Origin of the sequence: Serratia rubidaea, from assembly GCF_016026735.1 — a bacterium.
Lineage (GTDB): Bacteria > Pseudomonadota > Gammaproteobacteria > Enterobacterales > Enterobacteriaceae > Serratia_B > Serratia_B rubidaea.
Genome location: NZ_CP065640.1, coordinates 1,084,959 through 1,106,457 on the forward strand (window position 1 = coordinate 1,084,959; position 21,499 = coordinate 1,106,457).

The 21,499-nt window shown below is 54.7% G+C and carries 18 protein-coding genes, 2 tRNA genes and 4 rRNA genes; 6 read left to right on the top strand and 18 right to left on the bottom strand.

The genetic code is table 11. The features are described from left to right. Positions 1-56: 56 nt before the first annotated feature. The 10 genes from aceA to I6G83_RS05000 form a co-directional block, all read right to left on the bottom strand. On the bottom strand, positions 57-1,364 hold the full coding sequence (aceA, locus tag I6G83_RS04955; protein ID WP_054307064.1) for an isocitrate lyase: 1,308 nt from the start codon (positions 1,362-1,364) through the stop codon (positions 57-59). A 35-nt stretch (positions 1,365-1,399) separates the two neighbouring features. Further along, positions 1,400-2,998 (bottom strand): malate synthase A, encoded by a 1,599-nt coding sequence (gene aceB / locus I6G83_RS04960; protein ID WP_054307063.1) that lies wholly within the window; start codon positions 2,996-2,998, stop codon positions 1,400-1,402. 386 nt (positions 2,999-3,384) lie between these two features. Continuing rightward, a complete protein-coding gene (gene metA / locus I6G83_RS04965; RefSeq protein WP_054307062.1) occupies positions 3,385-4,314 on the bottom strand; it encodes a homoserine O-acetyltransferase MetA in 930 nt (309 codons plus the stop codon). Positions 4,315-4,448: 134 nt separating this feature from the next. Then, on the bottom strand, positions 4,449-5,117 hold the full coding sequence (locus I6G83_RS04970; RefSeq protein ID WP_128143924.1) for a hypothetical protein: 669 nt from the start codon (positions 5,115-5,117) through the stop codon (positions 4,449-4,451). A gap of 156 nt (positions 5,118-5,273) precedes the next feature. Further along, positions 5,274-5,389: ribosomal RNA gene (gene rrf, locus I6G83_RS04975) — 5S ribosomal RNA — on the bottom strand. Positions 5,390-5,432: 43 nt separating this feature from the next. Beyond that, a tRNA-Thr gene (locus tag I6G83_RS04980) sits at positions 5,433-5,508 on the bottom strand. A gap of 13 nt (positions 5,509-5,521) precedes the next feature. Further along, positions 5,522-5,637, bottom strand: a 5S ribosomal RNA gene (rrf, locus tag I6G83_RS04985). Between the two features lie 103 nt (positions 5,638-5,740). After that, positions 5,741-8,647 (bottom strand): 23S ribosomal RNA (locus I6G83_RS04990). Between the two features lie 217 nt (positions 8,648-8,864). Continuing rightward, a tRNA-Glu gene (locus I6G83_RS04995) sits at positions 8,865-8,940 on the bottom strand. Between the two features lie 87 nt (positions 8,941-9,027). After that, positions 9,028-10,569 (bottom strand): 16S ribosomal RNA (locus I6G83_RS05000). The 16S, 23S and 5S rRNA genes sit together here with 2 tRNA genes alongside, the layout of an rRNA operon. A 503-nt stretch (positions 10,570-11,072) precedes the next feature. Here I6G83_RS05000 and I6G83_RS05005 point away from each other — a divergent pair. Next, the gene (locus I6G83_RS05005) at positions 11,073-11,615 is read left to right on the top strand and encodes a gamma carbonic anhydrase family protein (protein ID WP_015962119.1); all 543 of its coding nucleotides are present in this window, start codon (positions 11,073-11,075) and stop codon (positions 11,613-11,615) included. A 36-nt stretch (positions 11,616-11,651) separates the two neighbouring features. Here I6G83_RS05005 and aroE read toward each other — a convergent pair whose 3' ends face one another. The 5 genes from aroE to dprA form a co-directional block, all read right to left on the bottom strand. Further along, positions 11,652-12,470 carry a shikimate dehydrogenase gene (gene aroE, locus I6G83_RS05010; RefSeq protein ID WP_054307858.1) on the bottom strand — a complete coding sequence of 273 codons (819 nt, stop codon included), beginning with the start codon at positions 12,468-12,470 and terminating at the stop codon, positions 11,652-11,654. Positions 12,471-12,479: 9 nt separating this feature from the next. Next, positions 12,480-13,037, bottom strand: coding sequence for an L-threonylcarbamoyladenylate synthase type 1 TsaC (tsaC, locus tag I6G83_RS05015; protein WP_015962121.1), 558 nt, complete (start codon positions 13,035-13,037; stop codon positions 12,480-12,482). A gap of 7 nt (positions 13,038-13,044) precedes the next feature. Next, positions 13,045-13,590 carry a DNA topoisomerase family protein gene (locus I6G83_RS05020; RefSeq protein WP_015962122.1) on the bottom strand — a complete coding sequence of 182 codons (546 nt, stop codon included), beginning with the start codon at positions 13,588-13,590 and terminating at the stop codon, positions 13,045-13,047. A 140-nt stretch (positions 13,591-13,730) separates the two neighbouring features. Beyond that, positions 13,731-14,204 carry a DUF494 family protein Smg gene (smg, locus tag I6G83_RS05025; protein ID WP_015962123.1) on the bottom strand — a complete coding sequence of 158 codons (474 nt, stop codon included), beginning with the start codon at positions 14,202-14,204 and terminating at the stop codon, positions 13,731-13,733. Further along, on the bottom strand, positions 14,176-15,297 hold the full coding sequence (dprA, locus tag I6G83_RS05030; RefSeq protein WP_054307856.1) for a DNA-protecting protein DprA: 1,122 nt from the start codon (positions 15,295-15,297) through the stop codon (positions 14,176-14,178). Before dprA ends, smg begins: the two co-directional genes overlap by 29 nt. Positions 15,298-15,430: 133 nt before the next feature. Here dprA and def point away from each other — a divergent pair, with 133 nt between their 5' ends. The 5 genes from def (at position 15,431) to mscL (ending at position 20,219) form a co-directional block, all read left to right on the top strand. Continuing rightward, positions 15,431-15,949 (top strand): peptide deformylase, encoded by a 519-nt coding sequence (gene def / locus I6G83_RS05035; RefSeq protein ID WP_015962125.1) that lies wholly within the window; start codon positions 15,431-15,433, stop codon positions 15,947-15,949. Between the two features lie 17 nt (positions 15,950-15,966). Beyond that, positions 15,967-16,911 (top strand): methionyl-tRNA formyltransferase, encoded by a 945-nt coding sequence (fmt, locus tag I6G83_RS05040; protein ID WP_054307855.1) that lies wholly within the window; start codon positions 15,967-15,969, stop codon positions 16,909-16,911. 73 nt (positions 16,912-16,984) lie between these two features. Further along, positions 16,985-18,256 carry a 16S rRNA (cytosine(967)-C(5))-methyltransferase RsmB gene (gene rsmB, locus I6G83_RS05045; RefSeq protein WP_054307854.1) on the top strand — a complete coding sequence of 424 codons (1,272 nt, stop codon included), beginning with the start codon at positions 16,985-16,987 and terminating at the stop codon, positions 18,254-18,256. Between the two features lie 54 nt (positions 18,257-18,310). After that, entirely contained in the window at positions 18,311-19,687 is a 1,377-nt protein-coding gene (gene trkA, locus I6G83_RS05050; protein WP_015962128.1) for a Trk system potassium transporter TrkA, read from the top strand. Between the two features lie 118 nt (positions 19,688-19,805). After that, on the top strand, positions 19,806-20,219 hold the full coding sequence (gene mscL, locus I6G83_RS05055) for a large-conductance mechanosensitive channel protein MscL (protein WP_015962129.1): 414 nt from the start codon (positions 19,806-19,808) through the stop codon (positions 20,217-20,219). 53 nt (positions 20,220-20,272) lie between these two features. Here mscL and I6G83_RS05060 read toward each other — a convergent pair whose 3' ends face one another. The 3 genes from I6G83_RS05060 to I6G83_RS05070 form a co-directional block, all read right to left on the bottom strand. Beyond that, positions 20,273-20,479, bottom strand: a complete 207-nt coding sequence (locus I6G83_RS05060; RefSeq protein WP_054307853.1) for an alternative ribosome-rescue factor A — start codon at positions 20,477-20,479, stop codon at positions 20,273-20,275. A 74-nt stretch (positions 20,480-20,553) separates the two neighbouring features. Beyond that, a complete protein-coding gene (gene zntR / locus I6G83_RS05065; RefSeq protein ID WP_054307852.1) occupies positions 20,554-20,994 on the bottom strand; it encodes a Zn(2+)-responsive transcriptional regulator in 441 nt (146 codons plus the stop codon). Next, on the bottom strand, positions 20,994-21,368 hold the full coding sequence (locus tag I6G83_RS05070) for a DnaJ family domain-containing protein (RefSeq protein ID WP_015962132.1): 375 nt from the start codon (positions 21,366-21,368) through the stop codon (positions 20,994-20,996). Before I6G83_RS05070 ends, zntR begins: the two co-directional genes overlap by 1 nt. Between the last annotated feature and the right edge of the window lie 131 nt (positions 21,369-21,499).

A 21,499-nucleotide genomic window follows, 5' to 3' on the forward strand; every position in this document is an offset into this window, starting at 1 on the left:
CTCGCTGTCGGGCCGGGCAGATGCACGGCCCGACAGCGATCCAACGTTTCAATCGGCTAGAACTGCTGCTCTTCGGTGGAACCGGTCAGCGCGGTAACCGAGGAGACGCCGCCCTGGATCACCGTGGTCACCCGGTCAAAATAGCCGGTTCCCACTTCCTGCTGGTGCGAGGCGAAGGTATAGCCGCGGCTGCTGGATTCAAACTCCGGCTGCTGCACTTTCTCCACGTAGTGCTTCATGCCCTCGCCCTGCGCATACGCATGGGCCAGGTCAAACATGTTGAACCACATGCTGTGGATGCCGGCCAGAGTAATAAACTGGTATTTGTAGCCCATCGCCGACAGCTCTTCCTGGAAACGGGCGATGGTTTGATCGTCGAGGTTCTTTTTCCAGTTGAACGACGGCGAACAGTTATAGGCCAGCAGCTTGCCGGGGAAGCGGGCGTGAATCGCCTCGGCAAAGCGTCTGGCGGCCGCCAGATCCGGCGTTGAGGTTTCACACCACACCAGGTCGGCATAAGGCGCATAGGCCAGCCCGCGGCTGATTGCCTGTTCAATCCCCGCCTGCGTGCGGAAGAAGCCTTCAACGGTACGTTCACCGGTCACGAACTCGCGGTCGTAAGGATCGCAGTCTGAGGTCAGCAGATCCGCCGCATCGGCGTCGGTGCGGGCAATCAGCAGCGTCGGCACGCCGAGTACGTCGGCCGCCAGCCGCGCCGCCACCAGTTTCTGAATCGCTTCCTGCGTCGGCACCAGCACCTTGCCGCCCATATGGCCGCACTTCTTCACCGCCGCCAGCTGGTCTTCAAAGTGTACCCCGGCGGCGCCGGCCTCAATCATCGCCTTCATCAGCTCAAAGGCGTTCAGCACCCCGCCGAAGCCCGCTTCCGCATCGGCGACGATCGGCAGGAAGTAGTCAACATAGCCTTGACTGCCCGGCTCGATTTTATTCGCCCACTGGATCTGATCGGCGCGGCGGAAGGTATTGTTAATCCGCTCCACCACCGCCGGCACGGAATCGACCGGGTACAGCGACTGGTCCGGATACATGGCGGAGGCGGTATTGGCGTCCGCCGCCACCTGCCAGCCGGACAGATACACGGCTTCCACGCCGGCTTTGGCCTGCTGCAGCGCCTGGCCGCCGGTCAGCGCCCCCAGACAGTTGATATAGCCCTTGCGCGCGCCGCCGTGCAGCAGCTCCCACAGTTTGGCGGCGCCGTTTTGCGCCAGCGTGCATTCCGGGTTCACCGAGCCGCGCAGATTGATGACATCTTCCGCGCTGTACGGGCGGGTAATGCCTTCCCAGCGTGCGGACTTCCATTCCTGTTCCAGTTGTTGAATCTGTTGGCTACGAGAGGTGGTCATAATTGTTATCCTTGCGTTGTAGGGTGAGGAATGGTTCAGGCCAGGAGCTCATAACCCGGCAGGGTCAGGAAATCGATCAGTTCATCCTGCGTGGTGATACGTTCCATCAGGCGCGCCGCCTCTTCGAACCGGCCGGCGTTAAAGCGCGCTTCTCCCACTTCCTTACGGATGACCTGCATCTCTTCATTCAGCATTTGACGGAACAGCGCCTTGGTGACCAGTTGCCCGTCGCTGAGGGATTTTTCATGGTGGATCCACTGCCAGATGGAAGTGCGCGAGATTTCCGCCGTGGCGGCATCTTCCATCAGGCCGTAAATCGGTACGCAGCCGTTGCCCGAGATCCACGCTTCGATGTACTGCACCGCCACCCGGATGTTGGCGCGCATCCCGGCTTCGGTACGCTCTCCCTCGCACGGCTCCAGCAGCTGCGCGGCGGTGATTGGCGTATCCTGCTCCCGCAGCACCTCCAGTTGGTTGTGACGTTGGCCCAGCACCTGGTCAAACACCGCCATCACGGTGTCGGCCAGCCCCGGATGCGCCACCCAGGTGCCGTCATGGCCGTTATCCGCCTCCAGCTGTTTATCCGCCTGCACCTTATCCAGCACCCAGGCATTTTTTTCCGCATCTTTACTCGGAATAAACGCCGCCATGCCGCCCATGGCAAAGGCGCCGCGCCGGTGACAGGTTTTAATCAGCAGCCGGGAGTAAGCGCTCAGGAATGGTTTGTCCATGGTGACCGACTGACGATCCGGCAATACGCGATCGGCGTGGTTTTTCAGCGTCTTGATATAGCTGAAAATATAGTCCCAGCGGCCGCAATTCAGACCGACGATATGGTCACGCAGGTGATACAGGATTTCATCCATCTGGAACACCGCCGGCAGAGTTTCGATCAGCAAGGTCGCCTTGATGGTGCCCCGCGGCAGCTCGAAACGGTCTTCCGTAAAGCTGAACACCTCACCCCACCAGGCCGCTTCCTGCCACGACTGGGTTTTCGGCAGATAGAAATAGGGGCCGCTGCCATTGGCCAACAGCTGGCGGTAGTTATGGAAGAAGTAGAGCGCAAAGTCGAACAGGCCGCCCGGGATGGCTTCACCACGCCATTGCACATGCTTTTCCGGCAGGTGCAGGCCGCGCACGCGGGCAATCAATACCGCCGGGTCCGGCTTCAGCTGATAAATTTTCCCGGCTTCGTTGGTATAAGAGATGGTGCCGTTCACCGCATCGCGCAGGTTGATTTGGCCGTCGATCACTTTGTCCCAGCTGGGTGCCAGTGAATCTTCAAAGTCGGCCATAAACACTTTCACATTGGCGTTCAGCGCATTGATGACCATCTTGCGCTCAACCGGCCCGGTGATCTCCACTCGGCGGTCGCGCAGGTCCGCCGGAATGCCGCGAATCGTCCAGTCGCCATCGCGAATGGAAGCCGTTTCCGAAATAAAGTCGGGCAGCACGCCGCGATCGATCTCTGCCTGTACGTCCGCACGCGCAGCCAGCAATTTATTACGCTGCGGCGTGAATTTGCCAACCAGTTCGGCCAGAAACTCAATGGCTTCATCGCTCAGTATCTGCCGGTCGCTCGCACTCAACCCCTGAGTAAACGTTAACTCCGTGCCTACCATCTGTTGCGTCATCGTCATGCTCCTTCCCATCTTGCCTGCCTGTGGCTATTAACCGGGCGCACTCTGGTCACCCAATATTGCGCGGGTTCTGCGGGACAAAATCACCATAAGTTGGTCAGTTATCGCCCTACGTGCTTTAAGAATAACCAACAAATTTCAAAAATCAAAAACGATTTCCATTTTTAATATTAATAATTATTTAAATTTTAGATATCAAAAAGTTACGCAAGATCGCGATAATTGATATGTAGGAAAGCGATTCCAATAAATAAAAGAAAGGGTCTTAACCGTTTGTAAATAAAGGTGTTATCGCGAGTTACACGCAGAGATTAGAGGAAGTAAAAGGGGGAAAGAAGTGTGGCGGCCTCGATTCAGCCGCCAGGAAAAAATGAAAATGACTATTCGAGCGTAGGGTTCATGTGGCGCAGATCAAACGGCGTAATCTGGTAGACGTAATAGTTCAGCCAATTGGAGAACAGCAGGTGTCCGTGACTGCGCCAGGAGGCTTTTGGCGGTAAATCAGGGTTATCATCGGGGAAGTAATTGAGGGGTACGCGAGGGTTAAGGCCGGCATCGTAATCACGACAATACTCCCCCGCCAACGTCTGCGCATCATACTCCGGGTGGCCCGTCACAAAGGCCAGGCGCTTGTCCTTGCTGGCAAACAGGTAGGCACCGGCCTGCTCGGATTCGGCCAGAATATCAAGGTCGGTGTACTGGCGGATAATCTCCGTCGGGAAATCCGCATAGCGTGAATGCGGCGCTAGGAAAGTTTCATCAAAACCCCGGGTCAGCAATGCATGCTGTTGCAGTGTCTGATGCTGATATACCCCCGACAGCTTCTCGTCGAGCGTCATCTTCGGGATGCTATACAGGATATTCAATGCCGCCTGTACCGCCCAACAGACAAATAGCGTTGAGGTCACGTGCTCTTTCGCCCAGTCGATAATGCGTTCGATCTGCGGCCAATAGGCAACGTCGCTGAAGTCGACCAGCCCCAACGGCGCGCCGGTAACAATCAGGCCATCGTAATTATCGTGCTGGATATCTTCAAAGTTGCAGTAGAAGTTATTCAGGTGCTCGGCCGGCGTATTTTTAGATTCGCGGCTGTCGATACGCAGCAGTTGAATATCAATCTGCAGCGGTGAGTTGGACAGTAAACGCAGGAACTGGTTTTCCGTCTCTATTTTCTTTGGCATCAGGTTAAGGATCAGCACCTTTAACGGCCTGATTTCCTGCGTCTTTGCCCGTGAGGATGTCATCACAAAGACATTCTCATTACGCAAGAAACAGACTGCAGGTAACTCATCAGGAACACGAATCGGCATTACTTAATCCTCACACATCCGTTTATACGTTTAGACTTCTAGATGCCCGACGATAGCGTTTTTTAAACCCGCTGTCGAGCATTCAGCCGGAAGGTGAAAATGTTTCATTTCTGTCCGCGTTCCTGCGGTAATACTCAGCGTTTACGCAGTACCCCGTCCGGGTTAGCGTTCATCAGGCCACAGCTTTCGCCATTGGTGATGATTAAATACTCCCCTAAACGATGCAGTTTCAGTTTACAGGGAGCATCCGTCGGCGGTGGGGAGGTCAGCTGTGCATCCACTTGGCTCGCTGGTACGCTAAACGGAAATACCGTACTGATACGGCCAGGATCGCTGCCACCGCCGATAAACTGATACTCAGCCTGTCGAGCCATGATCTTCAGCTGACGCTGGCCGTCATTGCTTACCCAGACACCGCGCCAATCGGCCGGGACAACATCGGACAGCACCCGCAGCGTATCCGCCTTTATCCAGTTGGCCGTTTGGATACCCTTACCGTTAATGTAATAACCGCAACGGTAACCTCGCTGTTCCGGCCCGACCACCAGACGGTCGCCGGCGATCAGATAACGACTTTCCTGCCGCAGCTGGCCGTTTTCCAATTTCGGGTTATCGTTCCAGTCATCCGGATAGCGATAGTTAAAGAAGTAACTCTTGGTGGTGATTTCAGCCAGCTGCGCACGATCTTGCGGTTGCTCGTCTTCCATACCGTGGCAGAACAACCCTGATTCTGCGGCAGCTAACGGCGCATAGGCTGTGGCGGAGAGGAACATACAGATAGCGAAGAGAGGACGTATTTTCATGGGTTCACTCCTGTGAACATCGACAGATGGGCTAATTTTAATTAACCATCACCCTTTTAGAAATGCAGAGAGAGCGATTTGAGCGGAAACCTGCCTGACTTGCGGACAAAACAAAAAGCCCTGTGCTGATGCACAGGGCTTTCTGCTTTATTTGATGCTTGGCAGTGTCCTACTCTCGCATGGGGAGACCCCACACTACCATCGGCGCTACGGCGTTTCACTTCTGAGTTCGGCATGGGGTCAGGTGGGACCACCGCGCTATTGCCGCCAAGCAAATTCTTTTTCTGCCGAACTTCTCAACCCACTTCAATAAAGTGGTGCTGATACCCAGAGTCGAACTGGGGACCTCACCCTTACCAAGGGTGCGCTCTACCAACTGAGCCATATCAGCACACAAATTTGATGCCTGGCAGTGTCCTACTCTCGCATGGGGAGACCCCACACTACCATCGGCGCTACGGCGTTTCACTTCTGAGTTCGGCATGGGGTCAGGTGGGACCACCGCGCTATTGCCGCCAGGCAAATTCTGTTTCATCCCGACCGCTACTCCGTAGCCATCAGAACCAATCTCGGAACTTCACTGAAAATTCAAACCAATCTCTCTAAAACACCTTCGGTGTTGTAAGGTTAAGCCTCACGGTTCATTAGTACTGGTTAGCTCAATGCATCGCTGCACTTACACACCCAGCCTATCAACGTCTTAGTCTTAAACGTTCCTTCAGGGGACTCGAAGTCCCAGGGAAGACTCATCTTGAGGCAAGTTTCGCGCTTAGATGCTTTCAGCGCTTATCTTTTCCGCACTTAGCTACCGGGCAGTGCCATTGGCATGACAACCCGAACACCAGTGGTGCGTTCACTCCGGTCCTCTCGTACTAGGAGCAACCCCTCTCAATCTTCCAACGCCCACGGCAGATAGGGACCGAACTGTCTCACGACGTTCTAAACCCAGCTCGCGTACCACTTTAAATGGCGAACAGCCATACCCTTGGGACCTACTTCAGCCCCAGGATGTGATGAGCCGACATCGAGGTGCCAAACACCGCCGTCGATATGAACTCTTGGGCGGTATCAGCCTGTTATCCCCGGAGTACCTTTTATCCGTTGAGCGATGGCCCTTCCATTCAGAACCACCGGATCACTAAGACCTGCTTTCGCACCTGCTCGAGCCGTCACTCTCGCAGTCAAGCTAGCTTATGCCTTTGCACTAACCTCACGATGTCCGACCGTGATTAGCTAACCTTCGTGCTCCTCCGTTACTCTTTGGGAGGAGACCGCCCCAGTCAAACTACCCACCAGACACTGTCCTCACCCCAGATTATGGGGCAGAGTTAGAACATCAAACATTAAAGGGTGGTATTTCAAGGATGGCTCCATGCAGACTGGCGTCCACACTTCAAAGCCTCCCACCTATCCTACACATCAAGGCTCAATGTTCAGTGTCAAGCTATAGTAAAGGTTCACGGGGTCTTTCCGTCTTGCCGCGGGTACACTGCATCTTCACAGCGAGTTCAATTTCACTGAGTCTCGGGTGGAGACAGCCTGGCCATCATTACGCCATTCGTGCAGGTCGGAACTTACCCGACAAGGAATTTCGCTACCTTAGGACCGTTATAGTTACGGCCGCCGTTTACCGGGGCTTCGATCAAGAGCTTCTCCTTACGGATAACCCCATCAATTAACCTTCCGGCACCGGGCAGGCGTCACACCGTATACGTCCACTTTCGTGTTTGCACAGTGCTGTGTTTTTATTAAACAGTTGCAGCCAGCTGGTATCTGCGACTGGCTTCAGCTCCATCCGCAAGGGACTTCACCTACGCGCCAGCGTGCCTTCTCCCGAAGTTACGGCACCATTTTGCCTAGTTCCTTCACCCGAGTTCTCTCAAGCGCCTTGGTATTCTCTACCTGACCACCTGTGTCGGTTTGGGGTACGATTTGATGTTACCTGGAGCTTAGAGGCTTTTCCTGGAAGCTTGGCATCAACTACTTCTGCACCGTAGTGCATCGTCATCACGCCTCAGGGTTAACAGCGTTCCGGATTTACCAGGAACACCCCCCTACACGCTTAAACCGAGACAACCGTCGCTCGGCTAGCCTAGCCTTCTCCGTCCCCCTTCGCAGTAACACCAAGTACAGGAATATTAACCTGTTTCCCATCGACTACGCTTTTCAGCCTCGCCTTAGGGGTCGACTCACCCTGCCCCGATTAACGTTGGACAGGAACCCTTGGTCTTCCGGCGAGCGGGTTTTTCACCCGCTTTATCGTTACTTATGTCAGCATTCGCACTTCTGATACCTCCAGCAACCCTCGCAGGCCACCTTCAACGGCTTACAGAACGCTCCCCTACCCAACAACGCATAAGCGTCGCTGCCGCAGCTTCGGTGCATGGTTTAGCCCCGTTACATCTTCCGCGCAGGCCGACTCGACCAGTGAGCTATTACGCTTTCTTTAAATGATGGCTGCTTCTAAGCCAACATCCTGGCTGTCTGTGCCTTCCCACATCGTTTCCCACTTAACCATGACTTTGGGACCTTAGCTGGCGGTCTGGGTTGTTTCCCTCTTCACGACGGACGTTAGCACCCGCCGTGTGTCTCCCGTGATAACATTCTTCGGTATTCGGAGTTTGCATCGGTTTGGTAAGCCGGGATGGCCCCCTAGCCGAAACAGTGCTCTACCCCCGAAGATGAGTTCACGAGGCGCTACCTAAATAGCTTTCGGGGAGAACCAGCTATCTCCCGGTTTGATTGGCCTTTCACCCCCAGCCACAAGTCATCCGCTAATTTTTCAACATTAGTCGGTTCGGTCCTCCAGTTAGTGTTACCCAACCTTCAACCTGCCCATGGCTAGATCACCGGGTTTCGGGTCTATACCTTGCAACTAGACGCCCAGTTAAGACTCGGTTTCCCTACGGCTCCCCTATTCGGTTAACCTTGCTACAAAATATAAGTCGCTGACCCATTATACAAAAGGTACGCAGTCACACCCCGAAGGATGCTCCCACTGCTTGTACGTACACGGTTTCAGGTTCTATTTCACTCCCCTCGCCGGGGTTCTTTTCGCCTTTCCCTCACGGTACTGGTTCACTATCGGTCAGTCAGGAGTATTTAGCCTTGGAGGATGGTCCCCCATATTCAGACAGGATAACACGTGTCCCGCCCTACTCATCGAACTCACGACCTGTGCATCTTCGTGTACGGGACTATCACCCTTTACTGTGCGACTTTCCAGACGCTTCCACTGACACACAAGCCGATTCAGGTTCTGGGCTGTTCCCCGTTCGCTCGCCGCTACTGGGGGAATCTCGGTTGATTTCTTTTCCTCGGGGTACTTAGATGTTTCAGTTCCCCCGGTTCGCCTCCTGCCACTATGTATTCATGACAGGATAGTGTGTCGAAACACACTGGGTTTCCCCATTCGGGTATCGTCGGTTGTAACGGTTCATATCACCTTACCGACGCTTTTCGCAGATTAGCACGCCCTTCATCGCCTCTGACTGCCTAGGCATCCACCGTGTACGCTTAGTCACTTAACCTCACAACCCGAAGATGTTTCACTTCGCGTTGCAAACATTTGAGAGACTCTATGACAGGTTACTCCTTATCCCAAACTTCTACGGAGGGACAAGTTTCAGCCGTCATGTTTCAATTTTCAGCTTGTTCCAGATTGTTAAAGAGCAAATATCTCAAACATGACTCGCAAGCCAGTTTTGAGATATCGTTTGATACCGTCTTTCACCCGATATCAGCAAGTGGCGTCCCCTAGGGGATTCGAACCCCTGTTACCGCCGTGAAAGGGCGGTGTCCTAGGCCTCTAGACGAAGGGGACACTGAATATGTCGGCTTCGCAGACGCTTTGCTCGTTCTTTTCATCAGACAATCTGTGTGGACACTGCACAGTCAGGATATCTTTAGGTAAGGAGGTGATCCAACCGCAGGTTCCCCTACGGTTACCTTGTTACGACTTCACCCCAGTCATGAATCACAAAGTGGTAAGCGCCCTCCCGAAGGTTAAGCTACCTACTTCTTTTGCAACCCACTCCCATGGTGTGACGGGCGGTGTGTACAAGGCCCGGGAACGTATTCACCGTAGCATTCTGATCTACGATTACTAGCGATTCCGACTTCATGGAGTCGAGTTGCAGACTCCAATCCGGACTACGACGTACTTTATGAGGTCCGCTTGCCTTCGCAGGTTCGCTTCTCTTTGTATACGCCATTGTAGCACGTGTGTAGCCCTACTCGTAAGGGCCATGATGACTTGACGTCATCCCCACCTTCCTCCAGTTTATCACTGGCAGTCTCCTTTGAGTTCCCGGCCGAACCGCTGGCAACAAAGGATAAGGGTTGCGCTCGTTGCGGGACTTAACCCAACATTTCACAACACGAGCTGACGACAGCCATGCAGCACCTGTCTCAGAGTTCCCGAAGGCACCAAAGCATCTCTGCTAAGTTCTCTGGATGTCAAGAGTAGGTAAGGTTCTTCGCGTTGCATCGAATTAAACCACATGCTCCACCGCTTGTGCGGGCCCCCGTCAATTCATTTGAGTTTTAACCTTGCGGCCGTACTCCCCAGGCGGTCGATTTAACGCGTTAGCTCCGGAAGCCACGCCTCAAGGGCACAACCTCCAAATCGACATCGTTTACGGCGTGGACTACCAGGGTATCTAATCCTGTTTGCTCCCCACGCTTTCGCACCTGAGCGTCAGTCTTCGTCCAGGGGGCCGCCTTCGCCACCGGTATTCCTCCAGATCTCTACGCATTTCACCGCTACACCTGGAATTCTACCCCCCTCTACGAGACTCTAGCTTGCCAGTTTCAAATGCAGTTCCCAAGTTAAGCTCGGGGATTTCACATCTGACTTAACAAACCGCCTGCGTGCGCTTTACGCCCAGTAATTCCGATTAACGCTTGCACCCTCCGTATTACCGCGGCTGCTGGCACGGAGTTAGCCGGTGCTTCTTCTGCGAGTAACGTCAATTGATGAGCGTATTAAGCTCACCACCTTCCTCCTCGCTGAAAGTGCTTTACAACCCGAAGGCCTTCTTCACACACGCGGCATGGCTGCATCAGGCTTGCGCCCATTGTGCAATATTCCCCACTGCTGCCTCCCGTAGGAGTCTGGACCGTGTCTCAGTTCCAGTGTGGCTGGTCATCCTCTCAGACCAGCTAGGGATCGTCGCCTAGGTGAGCCATTACCCCACCTACTAGCTAATCCCATCTGGGTTCATCCGATGGTGTGAGGCCCGAAGGTCCCCCACTTTGGTCTTGCGACGTTATGCGGTATTAGCCACCGTTTCCAGTGGTTATCCCCCTCCATCGGGCAGATCCCCAGACATTACTCACCCGTCCGCCGCTCGCCGGCGAGGAAGCAAGCTTCCTCCCGCTGCCGCTCGACTTGCATGTGTTAGGCCTGCCGCCAGCGTTCAATCTGAGCCATGATCAAACTCTTCAATTAAAAGCTTGATTCGCTAATTTAATAGCTGTTGCTCAAAGATTTACTGCATGAATTTTACTTCAGTTAGTCACTCTTCAAGACTTGATATTTTTTTGCATCCGAAGATGCTGGATATCGTCTTGTGAGTGCCCACACAGATTGTCTGATAAATTGTTAAAGAGCAGTGAGTTACGCGCTTTCGCTTGCTAACTCGAGGTGGCGTATATTACGCTTTCCTCTTTCAGAGTCAACCCGTTTTTTCAGGATTTTTTCTCTTTCGTCTCGGTCGCTGTGTGAAGTGAATCACTTGCGCCGTGTCGATGGAGGCGCATTATAGGGATCCGAGTTTTTTGCACAACCCCTTTTTTGATCTTTTCTTATCGTTTGCGCACTTTTCCGCCCTTTCGCGTGGATCTTATGCGATCGGGGCCGTTTTTAGCAGGATCGCCGTAGGGGATTGGTTGTAATTCCATCGCCAGCGTCTAGTATTGCCGGTAAATACGATCCCGATGTGAGGCCTTAGCATGTCTGAAGCAGTTCGTTCTTATCTTCATTACACTCCGCAAATCGGTCAGCGCGTGATGATCGATCCTTCCAGCGTGGTGATCGGCAACGTTGAACTGGCCGACGATGTCAGTATCTGGCCGCTGGTTGCCATTCGCGGCGATGTGAATGCGGTGAAGATCGGCGCCCGCAGCAATATACAAGATGGCAGCGTGTTGCACGTCACCCATAAATCCGCACACAACCCCGAGGGCTACCCGCTGCTGATCGGCGAAGACGTTACCGTCGGGCATAAAGCGATGCTGCACGGCTGCGCCATCGGTAACCGCGTTTTAGTCGGGATGGGATCGATCCTGTTGGATGGCGCCATTATAGAAGATGACGTAATGATCGGCGCCGGCAGTTTGGTGGCGCCCGGCAAGCGTCTGACCAGCGGCTACTTATATATGGGCAGCCCGGCACGTCAGGTGCGTCCATTAACGCCCGCCGAATTGGAAGGACTGCGTTACTCGTCAAATAACTACGTCGACTGGAAAAACGACTATCTGTCGGAAGATATTTGAAATGTCCCCGTTCCCTGACAGGAACGGGGAAGTGAATTAGCCGGCAGTTTCCTGACGCAGCAGCCGCAACACTGGCTCAATCTCCGGCATCACGCCATGCCACAGCAAAAACGCATGGGCCGCCTGCCCCACCAGCATGCCTAAACCATCAGCATAGTGCGTTACGCCTCGTTGCGTCGCCCAGTCGAGGAACGGCGTCAGACCGCGTTGGTAGAACATGTCATAGCAACGCGTTGACGCCCCGAGTACTTTCGCCGGCAAGGCCGGCACTTCGCCGCCCAGGCCGGAGGCGGTGGCATTGATCACCAGCTCATAGTCGGTTTGATCGCATTGATCCAGCGGTAAAGCCGTAATCTCGCCCAAATGCTGGAACGCCTGCGCCAGTTCTTGCGCGCGGCTGAAAGTGCGGTTGGTAATCACAACTGAACAACCAAAAGACAGGAGCGGCAGGATCGCCCCGCGCGCAGCGCCGCCAGCGCCTACCAGCAAAATGCGATCGCCGGGGGCGATCAAGCGCTGCCGTTCCAGATCGCTCAGCAAACCAATACCGTCGGTGTTGTCGCCCAACAGCTGACCATCAGCCTGAATCTTAAGCGTATTCACCGCCCCGGCCATCTGCGCGCGTTCCGTTAACTCATTAGCCAGTCGATAAGCCTGCTCTTTAAAAGGCACGGTAACGTTCGCGCCTCTGCCGCCTGCCTCGATAAATGCCTGCAGACTGGCCGCAAAACCGTCCAACGGCGCTAAAACGGTGCCGTAGAGATGCTCTATACCAGTTTGTTCCGCAAACAGCGCATGAATACGCGGTGACTTGCTGTGCGCAATGGGATTGCCAAAAACTACAAACGGCTCCATGTGTTCCCCTTAGCCCTGCCGGATCTGCTCACCGGTCAACGCATCTCTGATTTCCGACGGATTCTGACGTCCGCCCACATTGCCCGACAGCACCGGGAACCTTTCGCCGAACTGCTGCGTGACTTCTGCAGCATGGCGGCACGGCGGCTGACCGCTAAGATTGGCGCTGGTTGATACCAGCGGTTTACCAAACTCGCGGCATAGCCGCTGCACCAGCGGGTGGTCGCTGACGCGCACCGCCAGCGAATCGAAACGCCCGGTCAACAGACGCGGCGTAGTCGGTTTGGCCGGGATAACCCACGTAACCGGACCAGGCCAGCTGGCAAAGATCGTTTCACGTTGCGATGGCGTCAGGCGGCTGTCGTCGATATAAGGCAGCAGCTGCTGGTAGTCGGCGGCAATCAGGATCAACCCCTTTTCCCACGGGCGCTGTTTTAAATCCAACAGCTTGTGCAACGCTTGATCGCTATCAGGATCGCAACCCAGGCCAAACACAGCCTCGGTAGGATAGGCGACGACCTGTTGATTATTCAGTGCATTAATGATGGCGGTGAATTCTGAGCTCATAGTGTCGTTATTCTGTGATTGCGACGGGCTTTCCACACAGTTTGCTGGCGCAGCAAAGGACAGGGCCTTTCGCCGTGCGTTTTTCCATTAGCAGCGGATAATGGCAATAGGCACATTCCCCGGCGATGGGTTTGTTGTTAAGAGCAAACTGGCATTCTGGATAGCGATCGCAGGAGTGAAAAACTTTGCCATAGCGTGATTTACGCTGCAGCAATTTGCCCTGCCCGCATTGCGGACAGGTAATAGAAGTTTCGTCCGGTTTATCGATCACCTCGGTGTGATCGCATTCAGGATAGTGGCTACAGCCGATAAACATGCCGTAGCGCCCCTGACGCAATACCAGGGTCGCCTGACATTTCGGGCACTCTTGTCCCTCCAGCACTTTGACGATATGGCCGTCCGCCTGCGCCTTCAGCGGGCGGATATACTGGCAGTCTGGATATTGGGAACAACCAAGGAAAGGACCGTGGCGACCACTGCGGATCACCAGTTCAGCCCCGCATTCCGGACAGGGTTCATTTTGCCTGGCGGCAAAAAGCGCTGCTTTTGTCATAACTTCTTTTATGCCCTAAATAATTCACGTTGCAGGAAGACGGCCACAAGCAATCCCCCGGTCATATACTCAGCGTATAGACCGGAGGTAACCGATAAGCCTGCAGCTTGAAGTATAACGGGCATGCGCGTGGTATCGGCTCAGTGCAGATAACCTTCGTTGACTTCAAACAGCAGTTCTTCCATTTGCTGGTAGGCGCTTTCATATCCGGGGATATTGAACAACACCATCAGCACCACCCATTTCAGATCTTCGAGATCGAATTCCGTATTATCCAAAGCCATAACACGGTCGATAACCATTTCTCGGGTTTCGAGGTTCAATACCTGAATCTGTTCAAGGAAAAGGAGAAAACCACGGCAACCGGCGTCAAGACGCATACTTTCTTCTTCCGTGTAGAACCGCATGGCGAGCGGATCGGCACTCATAAAGTACGGCGCATTTTCACCTTCTTGCAGATCTGCAAGTTTTTCAAGCCAATTCAAAGCGTTGTAGATATCCTCACGATGAAATCCCGCCTCGGCGAGATCGTTCGTCAGTTTATCCTGGTCGACGCGCATCTCTGGTTCATTGTGGATATAAGTTTCAAATAAGTACATGAGTACGTCGAACATGGCTTGCCCTCCTTATTCGGACATAGCCGCCGGGTACAGCTGCGATCCATCCTGCTAACTCCAGTTCGAGTAATTGCATTACCACCTCTGGCACAGGTTGGCCGGCACGTTCAGCGACGACGTCAACAGGTGTCACCTCATCTCCTACGTTAGCCAACACATCGGCAAATGGCAATTCAACTTCGACGTCTGATGCAGAAATAGTTGTTTTTTCATCCATGGATAGCCAGTTCAGACCGCTTCCCAGCAGTTGTGCGATCTCCTGCGGCTGCGTCACCAGGCAGGCGCCCTGCTGAATCAGCCAGTGCGGACCGGCGCTCATCGGGTTGCCTAATGCGCCGGGCAAGGCAAAAACGTCACGCCCCTGATCCAGCGCCAGACGCGCGGTAATCAATGAACCGCTGCGCAGCGCGGCCTCTACCACCAATACGCCCAAGCTCAGGCCGCTGATGATGCGATTACGGCGAGGAAAATGCGCCGGCAACGGCATCGCCGTCACCAGATATTCAGAGATCAGCGCTCCGCCCTGCTCCACGATCTGCGCAGCCAGCCTACGGTGGCGGCTCGGGTAAACGTTCGCCAAGCCGCTGCCCAACACCGCCAGCGTCGTTCCCTGCGCGGCCAATGCGCCGCGATGACAGATACCGTCCACGCCCAGGGCCAGCCCGCTGGTCACGGCATAACCCTGCTGGACCAATCCCACGGCAAACTCATGCCCCCAGCGTGCGCCATAATGGCTGGCGTTACGGCTGCCGACCATGGCGATCTGCGGCTGTTGCAGCCCCTCAAGGCTGCCTTCAACCAGCAGCAGGAACGGCGCATCGGCCAAGACCTGTAAACACGACGGATAGTGCGGCGAACCGTAGGTCAGCATATGACGCCCCGGCAGCTCCAGCCAGGCCAATGTCGCCGCCAGCGCCGCCGGGTCAGCCTGGTTGAACTGCCGGCGTTGCCTGGCGCTCAGCCCCAGGGCGCGCAAATGGCGTGACGGCTCACCGCCGGCGCTAATCATCTGCTGCTGCAGTTCACTGGCCAGCGATGCGTCCAGTCCGTTCACCCAAGATAGTCTCAGCCCTATTTCCGCAGGCGTCATCGCGCATTCCCTCGCTGTTCTCGGCGGTATTGCCAATCCGTGCAATTGGTAGACGATGCTGTCAATCAGAGCTGGAAATGTCTAGAATAGAAGCTATACCCCCTTTATTACTCGGATACAGATCTAAAGATATATGTCAGTCTTGCAGGTATTACATTTCCCAGACGAGCGGCTGCGCAAAGTTGCAGCCCCGGTAAAAGAAGTCAATGCGGATATCCAGCGTATCGTGGATGATATGTTTGAAACCATGTACGCAGAGGAAGGCATTGGTCTGGCTGCGACTCAGGTGGACATCCATCAACGTATCATCGTCATTGACGTTTCCGAAACCCGCGATCAACGCCTGGTGTTGATCAACCCGGAACTGTTGGAAAAGAGCGGTGAAACCGGTATTGAAGAAGGCTGTCTGTCCATCCCTGAGCAACGCGCTCTGGTGCCACGCGCCGAGAAAGTGAAAATCCGCGCGCTGGATTACAACGGCAAAACCTTCGAACTGGAAGCCGACGATCTGCTGGCCATCTGCATTCAGCATGAGATGGACCACCTGATCGGTAAACTGTTTGTCGATTATCTGTCGCCGCTGAAGCGTCAGCGTATTCGCCAAAAGGTGGAGAAGCTGGATAAGCTGGCCAAACAGCAAGCGCGCGCCTAACCAAGCAGGGAAACATCGTGTCTGATTCTTTACGGATTATCTTTGCCGGCACGCCAGACTTCGCAGCGCGTCATCTTGACGCGCTGTTGTCTTCCGGGCATCAGGTCGTCGGCGTCTTTACCCAACCTGACCGGCCGGCCGGCCGAGGCAACAAGCTGACGCCAAGCCCGGTAAAGGTGCTGGCACAGCAGCATCAGCTGCCCGTATTCCAACCCAAATCACTGCGTCCGGAAGAAAACCAACACCTGGTCGCCGACCTTAAGGCGGATGTCATGGTGGTGGTGGCGTACGGCCTGATCCTGCCAAAGGCGGTGTTAGATATGCCGCGCCTTGGCTGCATCAACGTACATGGTTCACTGCTGCCACGCTGGCGTGGCGCAGCCCCGATTCAACGCGCGCTGTGGGCGGGCGATCGGGAAACCGGCGTAACCATCATGCAGATGGATGTCGGCCTGGATACCGGCGATATGATGCATAAAATCGCTTGCCCGATAGAGGCTACGGACACCAGCGCCAGCCTGTATGACAAGCTGGCCGAACTCGGCCCGCAGGGGCTGCTGGCCACGCTGCAGCAGATGGCGGACGGTACGGCGCAACGCGAGGTTCAGGACGAAGCGCTGGTGACCTACGCCGAAAAGCTGAGTAAAGAGGAGGCGCGTTTGGACTGGCGCCTGCCCGCCGCACAGCTGGAACGTTGTGTTCGTGCCTTCAACCCGTGGCCGATCAGCTATTTCACCGTTGATGAACAGCCGGTGAAAGTGTGGCAAGCCCAGGCGCTGACAGGCGGTAACGGTGCAGAACCCGGCACCATCTTGCAGGCGGACAAGCACGGTATTCAGGTCGCCACCGCCGAGGGTATTTTATGCCTGACGCAGCTGCAGCCGGCGGGCAAAAAACCGATGTCGGCTCAGGATTTGTTAAATTCACGCCGCGAATGGTTTACGCCAGGTAATCGCCTGTAAATCATCTTCACAGCCCGGCAGACCACGCCGGGCCGTTTATTTTCCTCAAGCCGATGTCATCCAGCTTTAGCCTATGAAAAATAATTACAACCTCCGCAGCATCGCTGCTCAAACCATCGGCCAGGTGTTGGATCAGGGGCAATCGCTCAGCACCCTGCTGCCGGCACTGAATAACAAAATTTCCGATAAGGACCGCGCCCTGCTGCAGGAACTGTGCTTCGGCACGCTGCGCGTGCTGCCGCAGCTGGAGTGGTGCATCCAACAGCTGATGGCGAAACCAATGGTCGGCAAGCAGCGTACGCTGCACTACCTGCTGATGGTTGGCATGTACCAACTGCTGTATACCCGCATTCCGGCCCACGCGGCCCTGGCGGAAACGGTCAATGGCGCGGTGGCGCTGAAACGTCCGCAGCTTAAAGGATTAATCAACGGCGTACTGCGCCAGTTCCAGCGCCAGCAAGAGGCGCTGATGCAACGTGCTGCCAATCATGACAGCCGCTATCTGCACCCCAGCTGGCTGCTGAAGCGCATTCAACAGGCTTACCCTGCACAGTGGCAACAGATCGTCGACGCCAATAATCAAAAGCCACCGATGTGGCTGCGGGTTAACCGCCGTCACCACAGTCGCGATGACTATCTGCAGCTGCTGGCGCAGGCCGGAATTGAGGCCGTCGCGCATGGGGAATACCCTGACGCGGTGCGCTTACTCACTCCGTGTGCGGTTAGCAGCCTGCCGGGCTTTACCGATGGCTGGGCCACGGTGCAGGATGCCTCCGCGCAAGGCTGCGTCGATCTGCTGGATCCGCAGGATGGCGAGCAGATCCTGGACCTGTGCGCGGCACCCGGCGGTAAAACCACCCATATCCTGGAAGCGGCGCCGCAGGCACACGTTATGGCCGTGGATATTGATGAGCAGCGTCTGAGCCGGGTAAAAGAAAACCTGCAGCGTTTACAGTGCCACGCCGAGGTCAAACAGGGCGATGGCCGTACGCCGCAGCAGTGGTGCGGTGATAAACAGTTTGATCGCATTCTGTTGGACGCCCCTTGCTCCGCCACCGGCGTGATTCGCCGTCATCCGGATATTAAATGGCTGCGCCGCGATAGCGACATCGCCGAACTGGCCAGCCTGCAGGCGGAAATTCTTGATGCCATTTGGCCACACCTGAAGAGCGGCGGCGTGATGGTTTATGCCACCTGTTCGATCTTACCGCAAGAAAATAGCCAGCAGTTGCAGGCCTTCCTGCAGCGCCATAACGACGCCAGCCTGGTCGGTGTCGAACGGCAGAACCTTCCTCACCCTGAAGATGGCGATGGCTTCTTTTACGCTAAGCTGATTAAAATGTAATTCTCCGGGCGTAGCATTACGCCCTCAGCCTTGCAGTGTGAAGCAGAGAACACGATGAAAATAATTATTCTTGGCGCGGGCCAGGTCGGCGGGACACTGGCGGAAAACCTGGTTGGTGAAAATAACGATATCACCGTGGTAGATACCGATACGAACCGCCTGCGTCAGCTGCAGGACAAATTCGACCTACGCGTGGTGCAGGGGCACGGTTCCTACCCGCGCGTGCTGCGTGAGGCCGGTGCGGAAGACGCCGATATGCTGGTTGCCGTCACCAATTCGGATGAGACCAATATGGTGGCCTGTCAGATCGCCTATTCGCTGTTTAATACGCCAAACCGCATCGCACGCATCCGTGCTCCGGAATATATCCGTGAATCGGAGAAGCTCTTCCTGCCGGAAGCGGTGCCGATCGATCATCTGATCTCACCGGAACAGCTGGTTATCGACTATATCTACAAGCTGATTGAGTATCCCGGCGCCCTGCAGGTGGTCAACTTTGCCGAGGGTAAGGTTAGCATTGCCGCAGTGAAAGCCTATTACGGCGGCCCGTTGGTGGGCAATGCACTGTCCTCGATGCGCGAGCATATGCCGCATATCGATACACGCGTTGCCGCCATTTTCCGCCAGGATCGCCCTATCCGCCCGCAAGGCTCGACGATTATCGAAGCCGGTGATGAGGTGTTCTTCGTCGCGGCATCGCAGCATATCCGTGCGGTAATGAGTGAACTGCAGCGGCTGGAAAAACCTTACAAGCGCATTATGATCGTCGGCGGCGGTAACGTCGGCGCCGGCCTGGCTGCCAAGCTGGAAAAGGATTACAACGTCAAACTGATCGAACGTAATCAACAGCGGGCGGCAGAACTGGCGGAACAGCTGCACGACACCATTGTCTTTTATGGCGATGCGTCCGATCAGGAGCTGCTGGCAGAAGAGCATGTCGATCAGGTCGACGTGTTTATCGCCATAACCAACGATGATGAAGCCAATATCATGTCCGCCATGCTGGCCAAGCGTCTGGGCGCCAAAAAGGTCATGGTGCTGATACAGCGCCGTGCCTATGTCGACCTGGTGCAGGGCAGCGTGATCGATATTGCCATTTCACCGCAGCAGGCGACCATCTCCGCCTTGCTGGGTCACGTGCGTAAAGCGGACATCGTCAGCGTTTCCTCACTGCGTCGCGGCGTTGCTGAAGCTATTGAAGCCATTGCTCACGGCGACGAAAGCACCTCCAAAGTGGTCGGCCGTAGCGTAGAAGAAATTAAACTGCCGCCAGGCACCACCATTGGCGCTATCGTGCGTGGCGACGATGTCATTATCGCCAGCGGTAATAGTAAAATTGAGCAAGGTGACCACGTCATTATGTTCATCACCGATAAAAAATTTGTACCGGACGTCGAGCGTTTATTCCAGCCGAGTCCATTCTTCCTGTAGCTATTGTGTAGTCTGTTTGAGAAACGTAAGAGACAAGATACAAACTTTTCTCTGCGAATTGTGGCAAAGGGAAGTTGCTTTGTTAAACTTGAGTTATTAATTTTGCGAGGGGTGTTCTATGAGTATGTTGAAAGAGTTCCGCGAATTTGCCATGCGTGGCAATGTTGTTGACCTGGCCGTTGGTGTCATTATTGGTGCTGCGTTCGGTAAGATCGTATCGTCATTCGTTGCCGATATCATCATGCCGCCGCTGGGTTTACTGATCGGCGGTGTCGATTTCAAACAGTTCCACTTGGTATTACGCGAAGCGCAGGGTGAAATCCCGGCGGTAGTGATGAACTACGGCGCCTTTATCCAGACGGTATTTGATTTTGTCATTGTGGCCTTCGCTATTTTCCTGGCGATTAAGCTGATGAACAAAATGCGCCGCAAACAGGAAGAGAAACCGGCGGCTCCGCCAGCGCCAAGCGCGGAAGAGAAGCTGCTGACGGAAATTCGCGATCTGTTAGCTAAAGATCAGCCGAAAGCCTAAGTACACTCCCGTTATTGATCAAAAAAGCCCTCGCTAGAGGGCTTTTTTATACCTTAAAACCAGAAGGCCAGTGGTAAATAATCGCCTGATTGTTTACCACTGGCCTCCCAGTTTGCCCCTTTGCCGTGTTTTTCTTTACGCCGGTAGCTGCCTTTCCCTTTGCTATTCTTCTCCACCCGCTGGCGGAATAAGGGATCGTGCAATAACGCTTCAAGCGCGTTGTCTTGTATCTTGCCTTTGGTGTGACGGTATTTCGTCATGGTATTACTCCTGATATTAGGATGGATATAAATCGGGCAGATAATAGCGCCGAACAGAAACAAATAACAGCGGTTCAGCAGTGATGCCCCGCTTTTTTGTCGCTGCCGTCGCTGGCCCCCTGTTCCAGGGCTTCAAGAATAGAGCAATAGGTGCTGGTATGTGCGCTGCCGCAGCAGGCATCGCTCAAGCGCCGTAATGACTCCCGCATCCGCGTCAGCTCCAGCAGTTTCTGCTCCACTTCCTGCAAACGCGCATCCACAATGGATTTTGATTCCTGGCAGGTGTGATGTTCAGGATCCACGCGGATCGACAGCAGTTCGGCGATAGTTTCCAGGGTAAAGCCCAGCTGCTTGGCATAACGAATAAAGCGCAGGCGTTGTAAGTCCTGCTCGCTATACAGGCGGTAACCCCCTTCGGTCCGCACGTTGTGCGCCATCATGCCCTGCTTTTCATAATAACGCACGGTATCCGGCGTAACGCCCGCGAGCTTGGCGAGCTGGCCAATTTTAAACATTAGCTTTCCTCCGGCCCAAATTTACCATTAATCACCTGATGGTACTCACCATGCAGGAAATCGGTACTCATCCCGGCTTGCTGCAAACGATATTCCAACAGCGCCATGCGCTTGCTTAATGCAACGTAGTCAGGGTGTTCACTGTTAATTTCCTGCAGCAAGGCAGCAATGGTCAACGCTTCCTTACGGGCCTCTAATTCCGGCGGCAGATAACCGGCGTTCTTTAACAGGCGAAAGCCGGAACGCAGTTCTGCCGGCACCGCACTGTCATCGTCAAGTTCCAGCGGTTTGCCTTGGCCTGGTAAGTTCTCAAACTCACCGTTATCTTGCGCGTCACGAATATGGCGTTCAGCCCACTCATCGAGTAACCACATTGTATGATTCCTCAGCATGCAATCTTTGCGCTAGCATAGCGGATAGGGAGGGGGATCTTAAAGCAGATAACCGGAGGGCAGCACAATTGGCTGTGAATAGGCGTAAAAAAACCGGGCAAGCCCGGTTTTTT